Raw genomic sequence first — 20,810 nt, 5'->3', positions numbered from 1 at the left:
GCCTGTAATGTTGGCGCTATTGTGCCTGTATCAAGACATAATCATGCTTGCGGGATACAGTGAGTCCAAAAGTGCCCGAAAGTGCTTCCAGGAAAACGTCTATATCATGAATGGGCGCAGTACCCGACAGCTTTTTGGCCAGCAACTGCCGGTCGCTTACACGGACATCCAGATTATAAGTTTGCCGAAGCATAGACACAACATCCCCGAAGGATGTATTCTCAAAAACAATCTTCCGCTCGGTCCAGGTGTTGTAAACGGCGGGATTTACATTTTTTCTTAAAAGCCGGGTTCCATCATCGGCAAATGCGGCCAGCTCACCGGGCGTCATCAGCAGTCGCTTGCCGCCAACTGAAAGCCTGATCTTACCCGATTTGAGCATTACATTAGAATGGCCCTCCCGGTGGTTTACATTGAACTCGGTACCCAGCACTTCAATACTTCCGGAATTACGGATCTGGACAACAAATTTCTTGCGGTCGGGTGTTTTCCGCACCTTGAAGTAAGCTTCACCGTCAAGCTGTACCTGGCGAACTGATTCTTGCCAGTCGCGCTGAAAACTGATTGCAGAATGACCATTGAGCACAACTTGCGAACCGTCAGGTAAGGTGACTTCTTTCAGCTCGCCATAATCAGTCTTGTAAGTCACGAGCTGATCGCCCCGCATAAAATACCACGAAAAGCCGGCTACCATCAGTAACCCGGTCAGTGATGCCGCCACCAGCCAGACTCTCCTGCCAATGCTGCGGCTCGCAGGTGCAGGGCGGCTTTTGTTCATGATCGCTCGTTCAAGCGCTGCAAATCTTCGTTCCAGCTCGGCTTTACTGAAAGGTTCAACCGGTACGGCATTCTCCTGATGATGTTCATCGATTACCTTCCCATAGATGCTTTGTCCGTGGGGAGTGGCCAGCAACTCCACGACAAGCATGCTTTCTTCGTAGCTCACATGTCCAGCTACAAAGCGTTTAAAAAGGTTCTCGATATCTTCTGGTTTCAAAATGCTGCCGGTTTAGAGATATGACCAACAACTGCGGGAGGACATATGCTGCTTCCTAAAATTTTTTTAAGAAAATTGATGTGACCACGGTTATTCCGAGGGCAATGTCGTATCGGAGTAAATAGGAACGGACTGAGCGGGTCGCTTTTACAATGTGATCATTGACCGTACCCGTGCTGACGCCGAGTTCCCGGGCAACGTGCTCGTAACTTTTACCTTCGATCTTGCAAAGCTGAAAGATTTTCTTCCGCTGGGACGGCAGCCGTTCGATCGCCTGGCTGAGCAGCAGGTCGTACTCCGCTGTCTGGATCTCATTTTCCGTGCTCGTGTGCGCATGCGGGATTGTGGCCATGATCAGGTTGTAAATCCTGTTTTCGCGGGCCGCGCGTGAAAGCACATTCAGGGTGGTGTTCCTGCAGATCGTGAAAAGGTAACCTTCCAAATATTTGATCTCGGCAAAGTCAGCTTTGTTTTCCCAAACTTTCAGAAATACATCCTGCGCAATGTCTTCGGCCAGCTCCGCGGACCTGGTGAATTTGCGGGCGTAGGAAAAGATGCGGGGGAAATAGGTGAAGTAAATCCATTTAAATACTCCCTTGTCACCGCTGGCAAGCAGTGTCAGCAGTTTCTCTTCGGAATATTCACTGTAAGTTGTCACGCCAACCTGCGGTTTATCAGTAGAGTCTTTTAGCAATGATCTGATGCCGGGACCAGCTCGCCTTCCAGGAAGTGATTCGGCAAAAATCATCGATATCAACGCAAATGTATTTGTTTAACCTAAACGACTGCTGGTCTTAATAATAATATAATATCAGGTGGTTGAAGCTTTTGTGAGCCAATTCCACCGCATCAATCGATACGATGTGACGACCCGGATCACCGCTGTTGTATTTGGCACTTCAAATTTCTTCATCAGGTTTAAGTGCAGAGAAGACGCCCATTCTCTTTACTTTTTAGCATTTGGTGGTTACTTTTACCGCATCTTCGAGTGATAAAATCTTATCTGCTTCACATTGAATAGTTTAAAGAGACAGTGGATTGGCCTGGGCCTGTTGACGCTGATGCTTGTGAAAGCATGGGCGATCCCGCTGATCTGTCTGGACTATCAGATCAGACAAGATTACATTGCAAAAACGCTTTGCGTTAACCGGAACAGGCCCAAGCTCAACTGTAACGGTAAATGTTACCTCGCCAAAAAGCTGGCCGCTGCCGAAAAACAGCAGGAGCGCCAGGCAGAACAGGATTTGATGGCCAGCCTGATCTACCAGGTAATGAGCTCAGAGAGTAACTTCGCATTGGAGTACGCAGCTCCTTCTTTTCAGGCTATTGATGCTGTAAAATACCATTTTCAATCTTCCTTTAAAGATCGCCTGATGATCGGCAGCATCTTTCATCCACCGTTAGCCTGACGCCGGCTTACCCCTCTTTCTTTTTGTCTTTTCAGACAACTCATTTCCATTATTAACATTCCGGCGCGACCCGTCGGCTACATTTCTATTTTTCATACTATGAAACGTATCTATCCGTGCGTTACGGCTATGCTGACCGTATGCAGCCTCTTTATATTCAATTCCTGTACTGATTCCACTGCTGACCCAAACCCGGCACCATCTGCCGCCGCAAGCGGAAAACTCCGCCTTGAATTCGACAATGTAGCAGGTGATAAAAACCTTGTTCTCAACAGCGTAACCTATAAGAATGCCAGCAATGAGGATTTCACTGTTACCAAATTCAATTACTACATTTCCAATATCAAGCTGACCAAAGCAGACGGAAGTGTTTACACCGTGCCCCAGGATTCCAGTTATTTTTTGATCAAAGAAGACACAAAAACGTCCCAGTTTGTGACGCTGAACAATGTACCCCTTGGCGATTACACAGCCGCTGAATTTATGGTGGGTGTGGATAGCGCACGTAACACAGCCCCGATCGAGAAGCGCCAGGGTGTGCTGGACCCTTCCGGTTCAATGATGGGCGATGGAATGTACTGGGCCTGGAACTCAGGGTATATTTTCGTCAAGCTGGAAGGTACTTCTTCCGCAGGTAACCCTGTGAATGGCAAATTTTACTTTCACATCGGATTGTTCGGTGGGTATAATGAAAGAACGGTCAATAACACCCGCATCGTAAAAATGAACTTCGGCGAACGCAAAGCCAGCGTTACAAGCAGCAATACGCCGGAAGTGCATTTCCTGGTGGATGTACTGAAAATGTTTGACGGACCCGCGGCCAACATCAGCATTGCTGCATACAACAGCATTATGGGCGGGCAGCCTGAAAGGTCGCAGCTGGTCGCGAACAACTATGTGAACATGTTCACTTTGGATCACATCCATTGATTTGGTAAAATATTCAGAATGAACATACTATCGACATGCTTACTGTCGCTGCTTGTGCTTGCAGGCTGCGGCAAGGGAAGTGATGCGCCACCACCGGATCCGGTCAAGACAGGGCCGACTCCGATCGTGTGGAGCAAACCGCCCGGTTTCCCCGAACCGGTTTACGACCTCTCGCGTAACCCGCTTACCGAGGAAGGTGTGCAACTGGGAAAGTTTCTGTTTTACGACGGGATACTGTCAAGGACGAACCTGGTCGGCTGCGGGACTTGTCACCAGCAGGCGGCTGCATTCACGCACCACGGGCACGAGCTCAGCCACGGCGTTGACGACCGGCTGGGCGAGCGCAACTCTCCGGCAATTCAGAATATGGCGTGGAATACTTCCTTTTTCTGGGATGGCGGCGTGCATGATATGGATTTGATTCCGTTCAACCCGATTGAAAACCCGGTGGAAATGGATGAAAAAGTATTGAATGTACTTGACAAGCTTCGGAATACGCCACTGGCCGCTTCCAAAATCCCGGTGGATTATCCCAAAATGTTCAAAGCTGCTTTCGGGACGGAAGAGATCAATTCGGAGCGGATGATGAAAGCGCTGTCGCAGTTTATGATGACAATGGTTTCCGCTACTTCGAAATATGATTATTACCGCGCCGGTGACGATAATGCATTGAATGCGCAGGAAAAGCAAGGTTTGGTATTATTTCAAAAGAATTGCTGCTCCTGCCACGAGGGCGTACTTTTCACCGATCATTCATTCCGTAACAATGGCCTTATGCCGATGCGCAACAATGATCAGGGGCGGTTTGCGATAACGGGAAAGCCGGGTGACGAGTACAAGTTCAAAGTCCCCAGCCTGCGGAATGTGGGCCTTACCGCTCCTTACATGCACGACGGGCGGTACCATACCTTGGAGGAGGTGCTCGACCATTATACCGACAGTGTCCAGAAAACAGCAACGCTTGACCCGCTGCTGATCCAGGCCCATGGGAAACCGGGACTTGCATTGTCCTCAACAGAAAAGCAGGCGCTCATTGCTTTCCTGAAAACACTTTCCGACGAGCAGTTTATCCGCGATCCCAAACTCGCCGATCCAGGGATCGGCAGTGCATTCTAAAATGAAATGATCATGAAAATCAAACACATATTTCTCTTTCCTTTTCTTCTCGCTGCTCAGGCTTCTATGGCCTGCGACATTTGCGGCTGTGCCAATAGTGGCTCGTATTTCGGACTGATGCCCCAATCGCATAAATCAGTGATCGGGCTGCGGTACCAGCGGCTGCATTTCGTGACGCATGCCGACAGCAAGGTGCTCAAAACGGAAGAGTATTTCAATGTCGGCGAACTCTACGCCCGTTTATTTCCGATCAAACGCGTGCAGGTAATGGCATTTGTCCCCTACCGGATCGACAAGCAGGTAACTTCTGCGGATGTGAAAAGACAGAACGGGCTGGGCGATATCTTGGTTTTGGCTAACTACAATATCCTGAACACATTCATGGATAAGGAGACATCGAGCAATTACAACCATACGCTGATGATCGGCGGTGGGGTCAAGCTGCCTACGGGCAATTTCAGGTTTGATGAAAACAATACGCTTGAAGTGGCCAATGCCAATTTTCAGCTGGGCACCGGCAGTGCGGATTTCATTGTCAATGCATTTTACACCATTAATAAAGATCAATGGGGCCTGGCTACCAATGTTTCCCGCAAGTTCAACACCACCAATTCGCAAGGTTACCGCTTCGGTGACCAGGTCTTTGGTACCGTGGAGCTTTACCGTTCGTTCGACATCGGCAAGATCTCACTTACACCCAGCTTAGGCGTTTACGGCGAGCACGCAGACCACGGAGAGCAGCACGGGAAAGTGCTCGACTTGACGGGAGGCAGGCTTCTGAACGGGACAGCAGGGGTTACATTTTTCTCCAACAAATGGACGGTCGGAATCAATGCACAAAAGCCCATTGCTCAAAAAAGCGCCTCGGGACATGTCATTGCCCGAGAAAGGCTCATGCTGCAAATCGGGTTTCTATTTTAAATACAGATAGTCGGCATCTGCACCAGGTATGTTCTTCATACCCGGTGCATTATGCTACCTACACCAAACGCGTGGGGAACAGTCGCCTGGTAAAAGGCCCATAAACTTTTAAACAACTTTTTTATGAAAACACATTTGATATTAATTATCACCGGGCTTGCCATAACAGCGTGCAACAGCAATCAAGAGACTGAAAATCATACAGCTCATCACGACACCTCGCACGCCGGTCACGGGCACCCGAAAGCCAAACAGCTGATGGAGTTGCACGACAGCATGATGCCTAAAATGGGAGAAATGATGTCCGTTAAAAAGACGCTCACAAGTATCGTGAATGAAATCGAAAGCCTGAACGCGTCGAGCCCGAGTCGGGAGCTACAAAAGCAAAAAGCAGAGGCACAAAGCCTGATCGCACAATTGGACGAGGCAGATAAATCGATGATGGGCTGGATGCATCAGTACAAGGCAGATACCCTTGAAAATCTCGATGCAGCCCAACAGGACACTTACATTGGGGATCAGACTGCGAAGATGGAAGTGGTAAACAGCCAAATGCGCGATGCAATATCAAGGTCAGAGGATTTCATCAACAACTACAAACAATGAAACACGTTATCGCATGTGTACTCGTACTGATGATCAGTGCGTGCAAACATAAAAAACTGCCAATCCTGGGAGAGCCGGAAACGGTGGTGAGATTGGTAAACGGCAAGAAAACGGAAGTCACCACATACCCTAAAATCCCGGATTACGCTTTTGTCAACCACAAAAATCAAACATTCACACAGAAGCAAATGGAAGGCAAGATCTATGTCGCAGATTTCTTTTTTACAACCTGCCCCACGATCTGCCCGGTCATGAAATCGAACATGCTGACCGTTTTCAAGCGCTTCAAGGACAATCCCGGCGCTGGGATCTTATCGCATACCATTGACCCTGAACATGACACGCCTGCCGTACTGAAAAAATATGCGGATGATTTGGGTCTAGAAGGTGATAACTGGCAATTCGTTACCGGCGACCGTGAAAAAATTTATGAGATCGGTCAAAAGCACTACCTGGTAAGCGCAATGGCTGACCCGAACGAGCCGGGAGGGTTTATTCACAGCGGCTCTTTTGTACTGGTCGACAAAAACAAATACGTCCGCGGGATTTACGATGGCACTTCCAAGGAAAGTACCGCCCAGCTGATAGAAGACATGGTAATTTTGTTGGAAGAATAAAGAAGCGGCCGTTAATAGGCTTAAAGTTGAACTATGTATAATTTTGTTATATATTGATAACAAAACAGCCTCACGAATGCCACCAGGATTAAAGACTATATTCACATTCATTGCGATCGGGTTGTGCTGCTCACTTAAAGGATATGCCTGTGTATGCATTCCAGCCGGGTTTATGGATAAGTATGTTCAATCTGACTTTGTTGCGCGGGTAACTATCGTGAAGAACTTCCCAAACAAAGGCGCTGCGCTCTACTATAAGTCGAACATAGTAATCAGCCAGCTTTTCAAAGGCAATCATGTGAAATCCATTCTCATTGAAGGTAGTAGCGACGGTAAAAGGCGTACATCTTGTGATATCTATTTCAAGGAAGGCACCGAAATGCTGGTATATGCACGGCTAGGCCGAGCGGGGCAATACACTTTTGGTTCCTGCTCCGGCTATGTTGTGCTCACAAATTCGAAGGTTTCAGGAGTAGCCCGCGAGCTGGAAATGCTGGACTTTTTGAAACGAAGCAAGATCAAGACGACTGATAAAACGACTTACGGAGCTGATCTGCACGATGAGCTGAAAACGCTTAATGGCATCAAGGTCAGCAAGACCTTTGCCATTTACGAAGTCACATTTGCAAACGACCTCCGAGTCGATACTGTTCAAACCGTCACCGGCTTCAACGAGGAAGTGGATACGCGGCTAAAATCTATCTTAAAGGAAGCTCACTGGGTAAGTAGCGGGGCCCTGATCAATGGATCAATAGGGGCGGTTTCCGCAGGAAGTAAGCTGCTCGTCGGGTTCTATTATTATCCCGCGGAGGGGAACAATCCAAGCTTTATCAGTGAGTATGATTTATGAATGCGACCCGGCGCGTGTCAATTTTCTGCCAAAGATTACTAAAACCCACCCGATCATTGAACACAACAAAACGACTTTTGGCTACAAGTTGGAGCCCAAAGCTGCTGTTCCTTTGTGTCAGCATTTAATGCATAGAAAAAATGAAATACACATTGATAACAGGAGCTTCGGGAGGGATTGGTGAGGCGGTGGCAAAAAAGCTGGCAGAGAAAAAGCATAACCTCATTCTCGTCGCCCGTAATGAGGAGAAACTCTCTGCCCTCAGTAAACAATTGCAGGAAACTCACGGGATAGATGCAACATTCATCGCAGCCGACCTGGCCCGGCCAGATGCACCATTTCAGATTTTTGAAGAAACAAAAAATCGAAACTGGGAGGTTGATCTGTTGGTCAACAATGCAGGGGTTGGCTCGGGCGGTGAGTTCGCAGCATTGTCTTTGAGATCTGAATTGGACTTACTTCAACTTAATAACGCGTCATTGGTCGCCATGACGCATCTTTTCATGCAGCCAATGCGAGCGCGGAAGGCGGGCACCATCATCAATGTGGCGTCAATGGCCGCATTTATTCCGGTGCCCTACATGGCAACTTACGCAGCCAGTAAAGTGTTTGTCCGTTCATTTACCGAGGCGGTTACGCAGGAATGTAAGTCTTACAATGTTCAGGTGATGCTGTTTGCGCCCGGACTTACAAAAACCAATTTCAATGCAGCCGCCGGCATCAATAATGAAAAAGGGGTGGGTCTGAGCTCAGACTACAAAACCGCTGCCACGCAAACGCCGGAACAGGTAGCCGACGAACTGGTGATAGCATTGGAAGCAAAAAAACATTTTCACATATCCGGTGGTAGAAACCGGTTTGGCGCACGATTAGCGACGGTTTTGCCGAATGCGATGATCGCCCGATTCATGGCCAATTCTTACCGAAAGAAATTAGGTCTGGTTTAACTATCTTGGCAGGCATGGAAACGACAACAACTGTTCACATTCATTCGGTTACTCAGCTGCACCAGCTTTTGCAGCTGCCCAAGCCCAGGCACCCGCTCGTGAGCCTGATCCGGTTTGAGGATTTTCCCGAAATTAAAATCGAACAGCGGACCAGACTCATCACCGACTTTTACCAGGTGACTTTGAAGACAGAATGCCCCTGTAAAATACAATACGGCCAGAACACGTTCGACTTTGACGAGGGTGTAATTTCCTGTTTTGCGCCGCGGCAGGTCAGCTTTATCGATACGGATTTTGTTTTTGCCAGAGCGGGTTGGCAGCTTTCAGTTCATCCGGATTTCCTTCGAAACTCGGCTTTGGGAAGCAAAATTAAATCGTACGGATACTTCGGTTATGCTGTCAACGAAGCACTTATCCTTTCCAACGAAGAGCAGGAAACGATGGAAAGCATCTTCCGGCAACTACAAAAGGAGCTTTCGCTGCCGATCGACAATTTCAGTCAGGAAGTATGGATTGCCAACATGGAACTGATGCTAACTTACTGCGACCGATATTACAACCGGCAATTCATCACGCGCAAAACAGCCAGCAATGAGCTTTTAAATAAGGTCGAAAAGATCCTGGATAACTACTTTGCGTCCGATCAGCCCAGCAATGGTTTACTCACAGCCCAGTTCCTGGCGGAGGAGCTGCATTTATCTTCCAAGTATCTGAGCGATTGCCTGAAACAGCTTACAGGCAGCACTACGCAGCAATTAATCCACGAAAAATTAATTGAGCGGGCCAAGGAAAGATTATCGACCACACAACTTTCAGTCAGTGAAATTGCATACGAATTAGGCTTCGAGTACCCGCAATCGTTTAGCAAGCTTTTTAAAACAAAGACCCGGCAAACGCCACTACAATTCAGGGCCGGCTATGATTAGGAATGTCAGGAATCAGTTACCGCCGCGTCAACTGAACCAATACATTTATACAGGCGGGAGTTGCTGAAATTGCTGCTGTCATACAGAAAAATTTGCATGGCCCCGAAGGATATCGGCTCGGCAAACCTGAATGTCAGCAGCTGCTGGGCAATAGGCAACTCGGCTTTTTTGATGTTCCTGTTGACGGTGATGTGTGGCGTAAAGACAGGATTTGTGTCTTTGTCGTAATCCGGGAATGCCGTTTTTACCAATTGGCTCAATTCGCCCAGCTCACTTTTCCCGTTCAAGATGCTGAGATAGAGAACGGAAAGCTTATCATTTTTGTAAAATCCTGATATTCCATTGATCGAAATCCCAAAAGATTTGAATGTAAGCTTTTCGAACCGTCTGATAACGCTTTCAACGTCGTGTACCTCTCCCAGGAATTGGAGAGTAATATGGTAATTCTCCGGCGCAGACCGTTTCAAAAGATCCCCGGCAGGGAGCTGCTCTTGTAGTCGCCTTGCAATATCAACAGGCACCGGAATCCCGATAAACAAGCGGTTTGCCGCCATTTGTTCAGTTTTATTCTGTCAAATATTCCTTCATCAACACATTAAAGCCTGCCTTGTACTTAAAGCGCTTGCAGAGTTTTCAAAATAGCCTGAACAAGACTTCTGTTTTCTGTACCAAGTTCACCTGACAGCTCAATAACCCGATACTGGCCTTCATCATCCTTTTCGAAAATCAGTTTTTTCGCCTCTAATTGCACATGCAACTGATAAGTGTATCCCAATGGAACGATAGTCAAAGGCAGCTCAATAATTTCGCCCTGATATTCGACAGGAAGCATGATAGTTTCATTCATCCGCAAATCTAGCCAGAATATTCAGTCATTTAGAGAATTCGATCTTACCTGGCGTGCGCATTTTCCATTTGCATCAGGAGCGTCTGGGTTGGGTAGGCAAAGTCAATCTTTCTTTCTTCAAAAGCTTTAAAAATGTCCAGGTAAATGGCTTGTTGTTTATCCATGTAAAAGGTGTAGTCGGCGCCCAGCACATAGTAAACCACTTCGAAATTCAAACTGAAATCACCATACCCGGAAAAATGCGCGCGATCGAAAGTAAGGTCCGGCTTGGATTCAATAATCTCTCTGATAATGCCGGGAATCTCCGCCAGCGTTGCATGCGAAGTCTGGTAAGTAACACCCAGATGAAACAGAATACGCCGTTTCTGCAGCCGCTTGTAATTGTGCAGGCGTGAATTGGTCAGGTCCGTATTGGAGCAAACGAGTTGCTCGCCGCCGAGTGTCCTTATTCGGGTCGTTTTGATGCCGATATACTCTATTACGCCCGATTTATCATCGATGACAACGAAGTCGCCAATTTCGAAAGGGCGGTCGAAAAAGATCACGAAGTAGCTGAACAAGTCGCCAAGGATCGTCTGTGCGGCCAATGCAATGGCGATACCCCCGATTCCCAGCCCGGCGATCAGTGACGTTACATCATAACCCAGGTTGTCGATCATAAAAACGATCCCGATAATCCAGATTACAATGTTCACAATCAGGATAAGTCCGCTCGCCTGCTTCTGTTTGGCCTCGCTATTTTCCTGGTGATGGATAAAAGAAAGGACAAATTTTTTGAAAGCCGAGCTCACAATGCGCAGCGCAAAAAAGGTGACAACTATAAGCAGTGCGGTATGTGCAACCCTGTCCACATTCGCAGGCAATGTCAGCATTGAAAACGCCAGATAAACCGAGCCAATGTAGAGTACCGGCACCACCGAAGACTCAATCATTTCGATTACAAAGTTGTCCCAGCTCGTAGTCGTTTTCATAGCCCATTTTTTTGCTCTCCTGATCACAATAGATCTGAAAAAACGAATGGCGATAAGCAGTACTGCCAAGAGGGCGAAAGCCAGTGACCAGGTTATGAGGGTATTGCCAAGAATAAGGAAGTTTAGAGTATCACTCATGATAATTAATTGCTTTGGCCTGAAAAGACCTGATTGAAAATAAAATCCACGCCAGTTGAGGGCGGAAGAAAGAAAACAAGATCAGATGAGCTGTATTCAGCTTGTCCGGTTAAATGCTGGGCCTGCGTTTGGAATTAATATCGGTAAAAATTTCATTTTTAACTTCGGAAGACAATTCCAGGAAGCGTTCGTATTGCTTCAATACGTCGGCAATGATTTCATTTTTTGTAAAATACTCCATGTTATATCCCAGTCTGTTGTCTCCGAAAAAGCTGACCGGACTGTAAGCCTCGTTGCCTTTTACACTGGGAACATTCCGCTCCTTTACGAGAATGCTTGAAATCATTTTATTCTGATTGCGTACGCCATACACAAAGTCTTCGATTTCTTTATGCTTGATGGTCAGCGCTACTTCGGTAGGGTCAGCTTTCACTTCGGTTGTTGCTCGAATTCCCTTCTGGTTGAATTCTTCTGCCAGCTCTTCCAGTGCAGGGCGAACTGTATTAGCGATATATTCATCAACATATCCCGGGTTTTTCACCGAAAGTATTTTGTGGAGCCGCTCTTTCCACCGCTCGCCAGACCAGTTATTGGTGGCGGGCGAAAACTCCCGGGTGTAATAGTAACTGTCGACAATCAATGCCTGAACAAGGCTGTAACAAAACATGATCATCACTACTGCGAACGGCAAAGCGGTGATCAGCGTCATGGTTTGAAGCGATTGCAAACCGCCTGCATTCAGCAGCACAAGCGCCAGCAGGGCCAACAAGATTCCCCAGCATACCAGCTGCCACTTAGGCGATTTTTCCGCATTGTTGGTGGCTATGCTGTTGATGACGAAAATGCCCGAGTCGGCCGAGGTAACGAAAAAGACAAAAATGATAAAGATAGCCAGAAAGCTCGTCAGACCGGAGGCGGGAAGATAATCCAGAAACCGGAACAGCAGCTCGTCGGCGCGGCCGGCTAAACCGCTTAATTGTCCGGCCGCCTCGTGTTGGTCGAGCCAGGTTGCCGAATTCCCGAACACGGTCATCCATAAAAAGTTAAAGACCGTCGGCAGGATCAAAACGGCACAAATGAACTCGCGGATCGTTCTTCCCCGGGATATACCTGCGATAAAAAGGCCGACGTAAGGTGCCCACGAAATCCACCACGCCCAGTAGAGTATGGTCCATCTGAAGTACCACGGCTGACGCTCAGGTTCGTAAGCGTGCGTGTTGAAAGTCAGGCTTAGAAACTGGTTCAGGTAATCCCCTATCCCTTCTGAAAACGTGCCGAGTAAAAAGACTGTCGGCCCAAAAGCCAGCACGAACAGCATCAATACGACCGCGCTTACAATATTCAGCTGGCTCAAAAACTTCACGCCCTTGCTTACGCCTGTGGTAGCCGAAAAAATGGATATCGCCATGATCACCAGTACGATGATGATTTGTGATGAGAACGCAGTGTCTTTCATCAAACCCAACTCGACCAATCCTGCATTGAGCTGCACCACGCCGAAGCCCAGCGTGGTTGTGATACCGAAAAAAGTGCTGCACAACGCAAAAGTATCAATAGCATCCCCGGCAGGGCCATTGATCTTTTCTTTCATGATGGGATAAAAGCAGCTTCTCAGCGAAAGCGGCAGCTTATAACGGTACGCAAAATAGGCCAGTGAAAGCCCCACAATGCCGTAAATCGCCCAGGCATGTATTCCCCAATGGAAAAATGTATAAAGCTGTGCATTCTTTGCGCGCTGGACCTGTGAAAGTTCAGCAAATGTAGGATCTGAATAATGGGATATGGGCTCTGAAACGCTGAAATACATTAAACCGATCCCCATCCCAGCGGCAAACAGCATGGAAATCCACGAGAAAAAGGAGTATTCGGGCACTGCATCGTTGTCGCCCAATGTGATTGAACCAAACTTACTGAAAACCAGCGCCAGCAGGAAGAAGACAAACAAGGTAACCGACCAGACGTACGCCCAGTTGAGATTGGTAAAAATCCAGTCCTGCATACTTACCAGCAACGAATCAGTAATCTCCGGAAAGAAACTGGCCAGAAATGTGATGGAGAAAATGAACAAAAGGCTTGGGACCGTGATGCCTTTTTTGAAGGTCGTATTGGATAATATATTTTTTACCATGCTGTATAAAGGCAAACTGTTGACAGTAGCATTGCGTCATCACCAAAAAGGCTGTTCTCAAAACTGCAAAACAATAGTGCCCCGACAGCATTGTCAGAAAAAATTATCGGCTTTCAGCAGATAACCGAGAATTCGCGGTCCCGCACTCATCTTTTTACAATGCCGATTTCATGAAAGTGCTTATCATTGCTGTGAAATAGGATCCAGGGAACATTTGATAAGATATATACCATTGAAAAAGTATGAATTAGTGCTCGGTCTGATTGTAGCTACAATCTTGACGACGGCCCTTCTGCCGGTGAGGCTTTCCGAAGGACAAGGCAAAGACCCGGTGAACCTGATCGGATCACAGACGGTCATCTGGTGTCTCTGGTTCTTTTCATGGGCCGGCTCGCATTACATTCAGCGGGAAACCCAATTCAGGAACTGGCAGAAAGTGGCGCTATCTGTGCTTCTCTGCATGGTTTTGTCGATCGTGCTGTACCATTCTTCCAATCCGTTCTTCGAAGACTACCCAAATGCTCCCATTCGCAACAATACATTTTGGGTCGGGATAATGCGGCTGTCGATCCGGGGAATGCTTGTGAGCGCTATGCTCGTTCCATTCATATTTTACATCCATTATCAGCGTACCCGGCAGAATGAAAAGTTGGAATTGCAGCAGCAACATGCCCGTGAAATTGAGCGTCGAAATGAGCTACTCGAGCAGACCGTATCCGAGAGAACCGCTGATCTTGAAAAAACATTGCACGACCTGCATGAGTCGCAAAGAAAGCTGGATAACCAGATCTACCTGCAGTCGCGCCTCCTTGCTTCCATCACACATGACGTTCAGGCTCCGATGAACTATGTGTCTTTTACAATAAAGTACATCAGCGCCTGCATACAGAATGGACAGTTTGAGCACGTACTTGATTATATCCAGGCTGTGGAGAACGCCGTAGGAAGTATGTCTTTGTTCATGGGAAACCTTCTTGAATTTTCGAAAACGCAGATCAAAGATGGCGGGGTGAACATCAAATGGATAAACCTGAGAGAGTTGCTAATCGAAAAAGCTGCTCTTTACGAAGGTATTGTTGCCTCAAAAAACAACCATTTCCAATGGGAGGTAAGCGATGAAATCGAAGTAAAAACGAACTCAAATCTGTTTGCGATCGTCTTGCATAACCTTTTTGACAATGCCACCAAGTACTCCGAAAACAGCCGCATTAGTATATATACCGATACTTTGGACGAGCAAATTTGCCTTTGCATTGAGAACCACGGGAAAGAAATGCCGCAGTCCATTGTTCAGTGGCTGAATGGATTTGAACAATCGGCAAAACAGGATGCGCAGGTTGTCCCGCTTCACGAGGTGGGAGTAGGCTTGTTACTGGTCAGAGATATCACTGCATTACTGAATATGCGGTTTTTCATCAGGGCCGAACCAGGTAAGATCAAAGCCTGCCTGATCCTGCAATCACGCCGGACTTTACAGATGGTTTCCTAGCTCGCACAATTGACTGATTATTGTATCTTGCATTTGAATCTAACTCAACACGAATGAAACGTTCCTTCTACCTTCTACTATTAATCACAACGCTTTTTGGTTGCGCAAAAAAAGACCATGAAGAGCCCGAACCGAAGCCAGCCGTCGACAAGAATGCGTTTCTGGCAACACTGCGGGCAGGCCATAAGTACTGGCGATGTGAAGAGTTGACAATTGAACAGGGCGGAGTGGCCAAAACTTTTAACATGCTTAGCAACGAAGCAAAAATGGACGGGAGCACCTTTTTGGCTGTCGTAGCCGCTTCTGCATACAGTTTCGGACCCGAAACTGCAACAGTCCATGTGATTGATTATGGTCCCTACGGCAATGTGCCCTATGCGACCAATTTTAAATTCCGCGAATTTTTACCACAGTCTGCAAGTACTGGAACCTGCAGCTGGAACGATGAACGGGAAACCCTTGAAGTAAGACTTCCAGACTCTTATTTCGGCCGGGCGGTTCAATCGCTTTCTAAAAATCAATATTTACCATCTGTGGGTTACCTCGACAATACCTTTCCTGCAAAGTACAAAACTGAGGAAGAAGCCATTGCAGGTGCATCTCCCGACAGGATCCGCATGATCTATTATGAGGAAGATCCGCAAGCGGGCCAGGTCAGGTATATCTTCACGATGAGAGCGGCCTGGGTAACAAAAGTGGATAGAATAGGACCAAGAGAGCATTGGTATGAAGTACTTTATTAATCCCGCAAGCATCGCGCTCTGACCTCGGTCTGCCTTTTTACCGAGCAGGTAATATTCTGAAAAAGTCTCCGGGTATGGTATTTTTGTTGAAGAGGCAGCCAGTTATTTCAATTTCGATCTGACTCTCAATTTTAAATATGCGTACCCGACTACTATATTCCATTATCCTGCTGGGCAGTACAATTGCCATGTCTATGAAACCTGCGGCCCGCCACATTACCGAAGGCAGCTGGTATCCCGGAGAGAAAACTTCCAAGATCACGATCGCGCCGTGCGGCGATAAGTTTTGCGGCACAGTTACTTGGATCAAAGATCCTGCTAAGGCGATCAAAAACGGGGAGATCGGCGCTGTGATCTTCAAGGATTTCTCGATTATCGATCAGCACACGCTGGAAGGCGGCAAAATTTTTGACCCGCGGAATAACAAATGGTATAGCGGCAGGCTGAAAGTAGGCAGCGACGGCAGACTGGAAGTACGTGGCTGGATAGGCGTGCCTACCTTTGGTAAATCAATGCACTGGACCCGGGCCAACTAGTGCCGGAGCTGTACAGCATTAAGCTTACTTGAACTTTCCAGCGCCACACGCAGGATGAAGATCACAGAAGTGCGCTCGGGATCATTTTGACCTGCGGCACTTTTCACTGCAATATTTGACCTCATCCCAAACTTTCTCCCACTTCTTCCGCCAGGTGAACGGCCTGCCACAAACGACACAGATCTTTTGCGGCAGGTCTTGTTTTTTAATCATCGCCATATCTCCGGTGGTTGAGTAAATTTCTGCTTTTGGGGATTCAATTGGAGCTAACAGTATGGGTTACAGTTTTTCGAGCAGGGTGCGCCTTCCTTTCAGCATTAATGCAACTTCTCATCAAGGATATCGTAGCCTTTCAATGCATTTAACCTTTCCTGCTCTGCCATTTAAAATCTCTTTCCAGGTTCAATGCGAGATATGATGTTGGTCTTCAAACTTATAGGGCTTTCTCAGCTGTGACTTGTGCGCTCACCGGGTAAGGTTGCCTTTTCCCAATACTCACAGATCGCCGCAAGCTGGCCTTTCAGTCCTTCATAGGTTTTCGCTTTGAGGTAAAAACCCTGAACGAGCGACATATACGCATCCTCAACATCGCGCGGATGCACTGCGTCCGACAGAAATATAAACGGTATCGAACGTCTTTTAAGCTTTTCGTCGGAATTAATCAGCTCTTTTAATTCCAGGCCCGACATCTGGGGCAAATGCAGATCGCACAGGATCAGGAATGGCCGCTCGTCTGAAGAGCGCAGATAGTCAATCAGCGCCTGACCGTTATCAAAGTTGATCACTTCGTTGGTGCAGCCAATATCCTGAAGAGCATCCGAAACAAGATATCGGTCGTCATCATCACCTCCGACGTACAGAATAGGTCCGTTTTGCATATTAAATGAATTTTAGTTGACGAAAAGAAAAAATCACGCCACAAAGCTGAACAGCTCGCGCCCTACTCTTCTTTTCCATCACTTACCAGGTAGTTTCGGGGAAGAAATAGCAGCAGCAGCCCCTCGGAAAAAACTCACGTTAAGTGCGTTGCGCAAATAGTTCTGACTTATATCAGGATTGTTTTGTACTTTTCAAGAATTCATTTATACTCAACCGTTTTTCATGAAAAAACTCTACTGCTTCATTGCGTTATTGCTCCCTTTTGCCTCTTTCGCGCAGTGTCCCGACGAAGTGATTTTCCAAGATCAATCTTCGGTTAACGACTTCCCCACAAACTATCCCGGATGCACCACAATACCGAATTATGTGATTATCGGCGGCGGGTTTGGATCACCTATTACAGACCTTACCCCATTGAGCGGGATCACCTCCATCGGAGCGACGCTTGTTATTAGCTACAACCAGGAGCTGACCACGCTCGCAGGATTGGAAAATCTTGTAAGTGTCGGGGCGAATATTGAGATCTATGAAAATTCTGCATTAACCAATGTAAATGGCCTGTCCGGCATTACTGCCATTCCCGGCGACTATTTCATACAGAATAATGCCGCATTGACAACACTCGCCGGACTTGGAAATGTGGAAACCATTGGCGGCAAAATGACCGTCGAAAATAATCCCGCACTTACCACGCTGGGTAACATGGCGCTCACCAGCACGAATGCAGAGATTTTAATCAAGAATAATCCCGAGCTGACCGACTTATCGGGTCTGGCAAACGTCGCGGGTATTGGTGGCACTCTCGAAATCGTAGAGAATAAGTTGCTGACGACGATCGGCGGCTTCTCGGCGCTCACGACCATTCCCGGTGATCTCATTATAGAGCAGGACTCTTCGCTGACGAGCCTGGCAGGGTTGGAAAACCTGGCTTCGGTCAGCGGAAGTATAAGAATTCAGAATAATACACTGCTGGCCAGTATCCAGGCGCTCTCCAACATTACCGATGTCCCCAATGATCTGTTCCTGTTTAATAATTCTTCCCTGCCCACGCTGGCTGGATTAGAATCCCTGTTAACCGTAGGAGGCGAATTCAGCATTTCAGAACACCCGGCACTCACCACATTAAGCAATCTTTCACTGGTAAGTACAGGCAATCTGTACATAGACAACGCTCCGCTTATCACTGATTTGCAGGGATTAGAAAACCTCACCTCGGTGAGCGAAGTTATCGCAATAACAAACAACGATCAATTAACCAGCATTCAGGCACTATCCGGTCTTACTGCCGCAAACAGCATTGAGATTGACGATAATCCTGTGCTGACTTCGCTCGCGGGGATTGAAAATATCACCGTTTATAATGGCGACGTGAGTATTGAAGACAACGATTTATTAACAGATCTGTCAGCGCTCTCGAACGTGACGCAGATTTTCGGCAGGCTTGATATAGAGGACAATATATCCCTGGTAGATTTAAAAGGACTCTCGCAGCTCACCTCCGTGGGCGAACTTAATATTGAGGGAAACGACGCGCTGACTTCCCTGAGCGATCTCACACTCACATCTGCCCCTACGGTACAAATCCAGTCTAATCCGCTACTCCTTAATTTAAATGGTCTTGGTAACCTGACGGACGTAGTTGATCTGAATATCTATAGAAACGAAGGGCTTATCAATCTGAGCGGAATAGCACTGCCCGTGAAATTGGACAATATTATCATTGAAGGTAACCCAAACCTGCTTTCACTGGAAGGTCTTGAGGGGGTTATGTTAGTCCAAAATATTGCCATTGCCGGAAATGAGAGATTAGCTGAACTGAAAGGGCTTGACAATCTGATAGCAGTACCCGAGGGGATGTGGCTGGCAGAAAACAAGACTTTATCTGATCTCAAGGCGCTTTCCAATCTTACAACACTTGGAAGTCTCTTTGTGTTATCGGACAGTGCATTGGTTGACCTGCAAGGTCTTGAAGGTGTAACCACGATCACAGAACAGCTGCTGGTTATCGGTAATCCGGTACTGACCAATTTAAAAGGCTTGGACGGACTGACAGAGATTGGCGGCCTAGGTGACATAAGTTTGTTGCTCGCCTACAACAGCACGCTGACTGACATTACCAGCCTGTCCGCATTGACGAGAATCGACGGCAGCCTGGTCATTTTCGGCGACAGCGCATTGACAAGCCTTCAAGGTTTGAATAACCTGGAAGCAATCGGCCCGTACGGTACTTTGGGGATTGTAGCTAACCCGCTTCTTACGAGCCTGGACGGCATAGGAAAGTTTGAAAGCGTTAGTGAATTGGAGATTTTTTTCAATGATGCGCTAACTGATCTGTCCGGACTTGAAAACTTAGGCACCGTAATTAATAACCTTACCATTGCAAATAACAAATCGCTGACTTCCCTTACCGGTTTAAGCGGCCTGACCCAGATCGGAGGGGAATTTATACTGGATTCAAATGCGGTACTTTCCACGCTCAGCGGATTAAGCGCACTGACTTCCATTGGTAATACACTTACGATCACCAACAATGCGGAACTGGGTACTTGTGCAGTAGCAGGAATATGCGCTTATCTTCAAAACAATTCACCGGACGCAGCAGTGATCTCGGGTAATAAAACGGGTTGTAACTCGGAAGAAGAAGTTGAAATCGCCTGTACAAGTCTGCCGGTCACACTGGTTGATTTTACAGCAGAAAAGCAGGAAACCACAGTACAGCTCCGCTGGTCGACGAGTAGTGAAGTTAACAGCGGTCGCTTCGATATTCAGTACAGCCGCAATTCGGGCCAATTGTGGGAAACAATCGGCCAGGTGCAGGCGAGCAAGGAGAGTTTCGAGCTGAAGAAATATGACTTTATGCATCTTAACCCTTCAAAAGGTGAGAATTTGTACCGTTTGAAAATGATTGACCTGGACGAAACTTATGCATACAGCCGCATTCGTAACGTAAACATGGGCGAGGTGAATGCTTTCGCGGTTTACCCGAACCCGGTTGCAGACCAGCTGACGGTAGAGGCAGGTAATGCAATCTCAGCCGGTAAGGTGCAGGTTTACAATGCAGCAGGCAAAATGGTCATTTCCAAAAACGTCAACTTTTCGGGAAAACCTTCCCAGCTTGAAACAGCAGCGCTGCCGGCGGGAATTTACACGATCCAGATGCGGAATACGGAAGGTAAAAACGAGGTGAAGAAATTTATCAAGCTTCCGCGCTGAGATTAAAATCTTCCCATTTCTAATTTTCAATGCTGGTTTAAATGTGGTCGGATTCAACCAACCGCATTTGAAGCAGCATTGTTTTGAATGGACTACCTACTTGCCTGCCGAAATCAAAGCTCACTTTTGCCACTCACTTTTGTAATGTGACAATGATCGGCTTTGATGACATAGTCTTCGCTGATAACCACTTTACCGGCCCGTTCTCCTATGAACCGGAAGTTGTCCACTTCACCTTTTAGTTTTGGTTGGTAGGTATCATTGAGAACGACGTAGACGTTATGGTTGCCTCCGAAGCCAGGGCTTTGCGGATAGCGGATTGTGTCAGAGGTAGATAACCTGACGGTGTAAGATTTTGTCAGCGAATCGCCGGGCACGAGCAGCGTTACAGATCTGAATTCCTCTGTGCAAAAAGCTTCCTCCTCATTCTCGGCGCAGCCGCATAGCAAGGCAGCAATGGAAATTACAAAACCAAATACGCGTGTTCTCATCATGGCTGTCATGTCGCTCTTCTGATTTAAGTGGTTGTTCTAATCGCAGGAAGAGG

General features: G+C 47.2%; 22 protein-coding genes. 13 read left to right on the top strand and 9 right to left on the bottom strand.

From position 1 onward, the window contains the following. Positions 1-16: 16 nt before the first annotated feature. Both Q369_RS28580 and Q369_RS0124030 read right to left on the bottom strand, forming a co-directional pair. Positions 17-997, bottom strand: coding sequence for a FecR family protein (locus Q369_RS28580; protein WP_051664256.1), 981 nt, complete (start codon positions 995-997; stop codon positions 17-19). 55 nt (positions 998-1,052) lie between these two features. Further along, a complete protein-coding gene (locus Q369_RS0124030) occupies positions 1,053-1,655 on the bottom strand; it encodes an RNA polymerase sigma factor (RefSeq protein ID WP_169739287.1) in 603 nt (200 codons plus the stop codon). 355 nt (positions 1,656-2,010) lie between these two features. Between Q369_RS0124030 and Q369_RS0124025 the strand changes: the two genes are divergently transcribed. The 9 genes from Q369_RS0124025 (at position 2,011) to Q369_RS0123985 (ending at position 9,319) form a co-directional block, all read left to right on the top strand. Continuing rightward, complete coding sequence (locus Q369_RS0124025) at positions 2,011-2,406, top strand: hypothetical protein (RefSeq protein WP_229206936.1); 396 nt, start codon at positions 2,011-2,013, stop codon at positions 2,404-2,406. A 99-nt stretch (positions 2,407-2,505) separates the two neighbouring features. Continuing rightward, complete coding sequence (locus Q369_RS0124020) at positions 2,506-3,336, top strand: MbnP family protein (protein WP_035333785.1); 831 nt, start codon at positions 2,506-2,508, stop codon at positions 3,334-3,336. Between the two features lie 18 nt (positions 3,337-3,354). Further along, the gene (locus Q369_RS0124015; protein WP_031530268.1) at positions 3,355-4,452 is read left to right on the top strand and encodes a cytochrome-c peroxidase; all 1,098 of its coding nucleotides are present in this window, start codon (positions 3,355-3,357) and stop codon (positions 4,450-4,452) included. A gap of 12 nt (positions 4,453-4,464) precedes the next feature. Next, positions 4,465-5,373, top strand: a complete 909-nt coding sequence (locus Q369_RS0124010) for a transporter family protein (RefSeq protein ID WP_157488296.1) — start codon at positions 4,465-4,467, stop codon at positions 5,371-5,373. 123 nt (positions 5,374-5,496) lie between these two features. Further along, a complete protein-coding gene (locus Q369_RS0124005) occupies positions 5,497-5,979 on the top strand; it encodes a hypothetical protein (RefSeq protein WP_031530266.1) in 483 nt (160 codons plus the stop codon). Continuing rightward, positions 5,976-6,596 (top strand): SCO family protein, encoded by a 621-nt coding sequence (locus Q369_RS0124000; RefSeq protein WP_031530265.1) that lies wholly within the window; start codon positions 5,976-5,978, stop codon positions 6,594-6,596. The genes Q369_RS0124005 and Q369_RS0124000 overlap by 4 nt, the downstream gene beginning before the upstream one ends. A 76-nt stretch (positions 6,597-6,672) precedes the next feature. Next, the gene (locus Q369_RS0123995) at positions 6,673-7,446 is read left to right on the top strand and encodes a hypothetical protein (RefSeq protein ID WP_031530264.1); all 774 of its coding nucleotides are present in this window, start codon (positions 6,673-6,675) and stop codon (positions 7,444-7,446) included. A 140-nt stretch (positions 7,447-7,586) separates the two neighbouring features. Next, positions 7,587-8,393 (top strand): SDR family NAD(P)-dependent oxidoreductase, encoded by an 807-nt coding sequence (locus Q369_RS0123990; protein WP_031530263.1) that lies wholly within the window; start codon positions 7,587-7,589, stop codon positions 8,391-8,393. Between the two features lie 14 nt (positions 8,394-8,407). Continuing rightward, on the top strand, positions 8,408-9,319 hold the full coding sequence (locus Q369_RS0123985; protein WP_031530262.1) for a helix-turn-helix domain-containing protein: 912 nt from the start codon (positions 8,408-8,410) through the stop codon (positions 9,317-9,319). A 5-nt stretch (positions 9,320-9,324) separates the two neighbouring features. Here the strand turns inward: Q369_RS0123985 and thpR are convergent, their stop codons facing one another. From thpR to Q369_RS0123965, 4 genes are all read right to left on the bottom strand, one after another. Next, on the bottom strand, positions 9,325-9,873 hold the full coding sequence (thpR, locus tag Q369_RS0123980) for an RNA 2',3'-cyclic phosphodiesterase (protein WP_031530261.1): 549 nt from the start codon (positions 9,871-9,873) through the stop codon (positions 9,325-9,327). Between the two features lie 59 nt (positions 9,874-9,932). Continuing rightward, a complete protein-coding gene (locus Q369_RS0123975; RefSeq protein WP_031530260.1) occupies positions 9,933-10,166 on the bottom strand; it encodes a hypothetical protein in 234 nt (77 codons plus the stop codon). A 44-nt stretch (positions 10,167-10,210) separates the two neighbouring features. Then, the gene (locus Q369_RS0123970) at positions 10,211-11,275 is read right to left on the bottom strand and encodes a mechanosensitive ion channel family protein (protein ID WP_035333784.1); all 1,065 of its coding nucleotides are present in this window, start codon (positions 11,273-11,275) and stop codon (positions 10,211-10,213) included. Between the two features lie 109 nt (positions 11,276-11,384). Continuing rightward, positions 11,385-13,403 (bottom strand): BCCT family transporter, encoded by a 2,019-nt coding sequence (locus Q369_RS0123965; RefSeq protein ID WP_031530258.1) that lies wholly within the window; start codon positions 13,401-13,403, stop codon positions 11,385-11,387. 277 nt (positions 13,404-13,680) lie between these two features. On the opposite strand from Q369_RS0123965, the gene Q369_RS0123960 reads away from it, so the two are divergent. From Q369_RS0123960 to Q369_RS0123950, 3 genes are all read left to right on the top strand, one after another. After that, positions 13,681-14,892 carry a sensor histidine kinase gene (locus tag Q369_RS0123960; RefSeq protein ID WP_169739286.1) on the top strand — a complete coding sequence of 404 codons (1,212 nt, stop codon included), beginning with the start codon at positions 13,681-13,683 and terminating at the stop codon, positions 14,890-14,892. Positions 14,893-14,945: 53 nt separating this feature from the next. Then, complete coding sequence (locus Q369_RS0123955; RefSeq protein ID WP_031530256.1) at positions 14,946-15,635, top strand: hypothetical protein; 690 nt, start codon at positions 14,946-14,948, stop codon at positions 15,633-15,635. Between the two features lie 137 nt (positions 15,636-15,772). Next, complete coding sequence (locus Q369_RS0123950) at positions 15,773-16,171, top strand: DUF2147 domain-containing protein (protein WP_035333783.1); 399 nt, start codon at positions 15,773-15,775, stop codon at positions 16,169-16,171. 81 nt (positions 16,172-16,252) lie between these two features. Here Q369_RS0123950 and Q369_RS28920 read toward each other — a convergent pair whose 3' ends face one another. Both Q369_RS28920 and Q369_RS0123940 read right to left on the bottom strand, forming a co-directional pair. Beyond that, entirely contained in the window at positions 16,253-16,390 is a 138-nt protein-coding gene (locus Q369_RS28920) for a DUF2256 domain-containing protein (RefSeq protein ID WP_205624352.1), read from the bottom strand. Between the two features lie 227 nt (positions 16,391-16,617). Beyond that, a complete protein-coding gene (locus Q369_RS0123940; protein WP_051664252.1) occupies positions 16,618-17,049 on the bottom strand; it encodes a response regulator in 432 nt (143 codons plus the stop codon). 223 nt (positions 17,050-17,272) lie between these two features. Here Q369_RS0123940 and Q369_RS28575 point away from each other — a divergent pair, with 223 nt between their 5' ends. Next, entirely contained in the window at positions 17,273-20,263 is a 2,991-nt protein-coding gene (locus Q369_RS28575) for a T9SS type A sorting domain-containing protein (RefSeq protein WP_051664251.1), read from the top strand. Positions 20,264-20,376: 113 nt separating this feature from the next. On the opposite strand, the gene Q369_RS0123930 is transcribed toward Q369_RS28575, so the two are convergent. Further along, positions 20,377-20,757, bottom strand: coding sequence for a hypothetical protein (locus Q369_RS0123930; RefSeq protein ID WP_157488294.1), 381 nt, complete (start codon positions 20,755-20,757; stop codon positions 20,377-20,379). Positions 20,758-20,810 lie beyond the last annotated feature (53 nt).

It is taken from the genome of Dyadobacter crusticola DSM 16708 (assembly GCF_000701505.1).
Taxonomy (GTDB): domain Bacteria; phylum Bacteroidota; class Bacteroidia; order Cytophagales; family Spirosomataceae; genus Dyadobacter; species Dyadobacter crusticola.
Note: the sequence above shows the minus strand (reverse complement) of the source record. Positions and strands in the feature narration are given on the sequence as shown.

Coding starts and splice junctions, on each gene's coding strand:
- Q369_RS0123970 (WP_035333784.1), bottom strand. CDS start 11,275: ATGAGTGATACTCTAAACTTCCTTATTCTTGGCAATACCCTCATAACC.
- Q369_RS0124000 (WP_031530265.1), top strand. CDS start 5,976: ATGAAACACGTTATCGCATGTGTACTCGTACTGATGATCAGTGCGTGC.
- Q369_RS28575 (WP_051664251.1), top strand. CDS start 17,273: ATGAAAAAACTCTACTGCTTCATTGCGTTATTGCTCCCTTTTGCCTCT.
- Q369_RS0123975 (WP_031530260.1), bottom strand. CDS start 10,166: ATGAATGAAACTATCATGCTTCCTGTCGAATATCAGGGCGAAATTATT.
- Q369_RS0123950 (WP_035333783.1), top strand. CDS start 15,773: ATGCGTACCCGACTACTATATTCCATTATCCTGCTGGGCAGTACAATT.
- Q369_RS28920 (WP_205624352.1), bottom strand. CDS start 16,390: ATGGCGATGATTAAAAAACAAGACCTGCCGCAAAAGATCTGTGTCGTT.
- Q369_RS0124005 (WP_031530266.1), top strand. CDS start 5,497: ATGAAAACACATTTGATATTAATTATCACCGGGCTTGCCATAACAGCG.
- Q369_RS0123955 (WP_031530256.1), top strand. CDS start 14,946: ATGAAACGTTCCTTCTACCTTCTACTATTAATCACAACGCTTTTTGGT.
- Q369_RS0124010 (WP_157488296.1), top strand. CDS start 4,465: ATGAAAATCAAACACATATTTCTCTTTCCTTTTCTTCTCGCTGCTCAG.
- Q369_RS0123985 (WP_031530262.1), top strand. CDS start 8,408: ATGGAAACGACAACAACTGTTCACATTCATTCGGTTACTCAGCTGCAC.
- thpR (WP_031530261.1), bottom strand. CDS start 9,873: ATGGCGGCAAACCGCTTGTTTATCGGGATTCCGGTGCCTGTTGATATT.
- Q369_RS0123995 (WP_031530264.1), top strand. CDS start 6,673: ATGCCACCAGGATTAAAGACTATATTCACATTCATTGCGATCGGGTTG.
- Q369_RS0123930 (WP_157488294.1), bottom strand. CDS start 20,757: ATGATGAGAACACGCGTATTTGGTTTTGTAATTTCCATTGCTGCCTTG.
- Q369_RS0123965 (WP_031530258.1), bottom strand. CDS start 13,403: ATGGTAAAAAATATATTATCCAATACGACCTTCAAAAAAGGCATCACG.
- Q369_RS0123940 (WP_051664252.1), bottom strand. CDS start 17,049: ATGCAAAACGGACCTATTCTGTACGTCGGAGGTGATGATGACGACCGA.
- Q369_RS0124020 (WP_035333785.1), top strand. CDS start 2,506: ATGAAACGTATCTATCCGTGCGTTACGGCTATGCTGACCGTATGCAGC.
- Q369_RS0123990 (WP_031530263.1), top strand. CDS start 7,587: ATGAAATACACATTGATAACAGGAGCTTCGGGAGGGATTGGTGAGGCG.
- Q369_RS0124015 (WP_031530268.1), top strand. CDS start 3,355: ATGAACATACTATCGACATGCTTACTGTCGCTGCTTGTGCTTGCAGGC.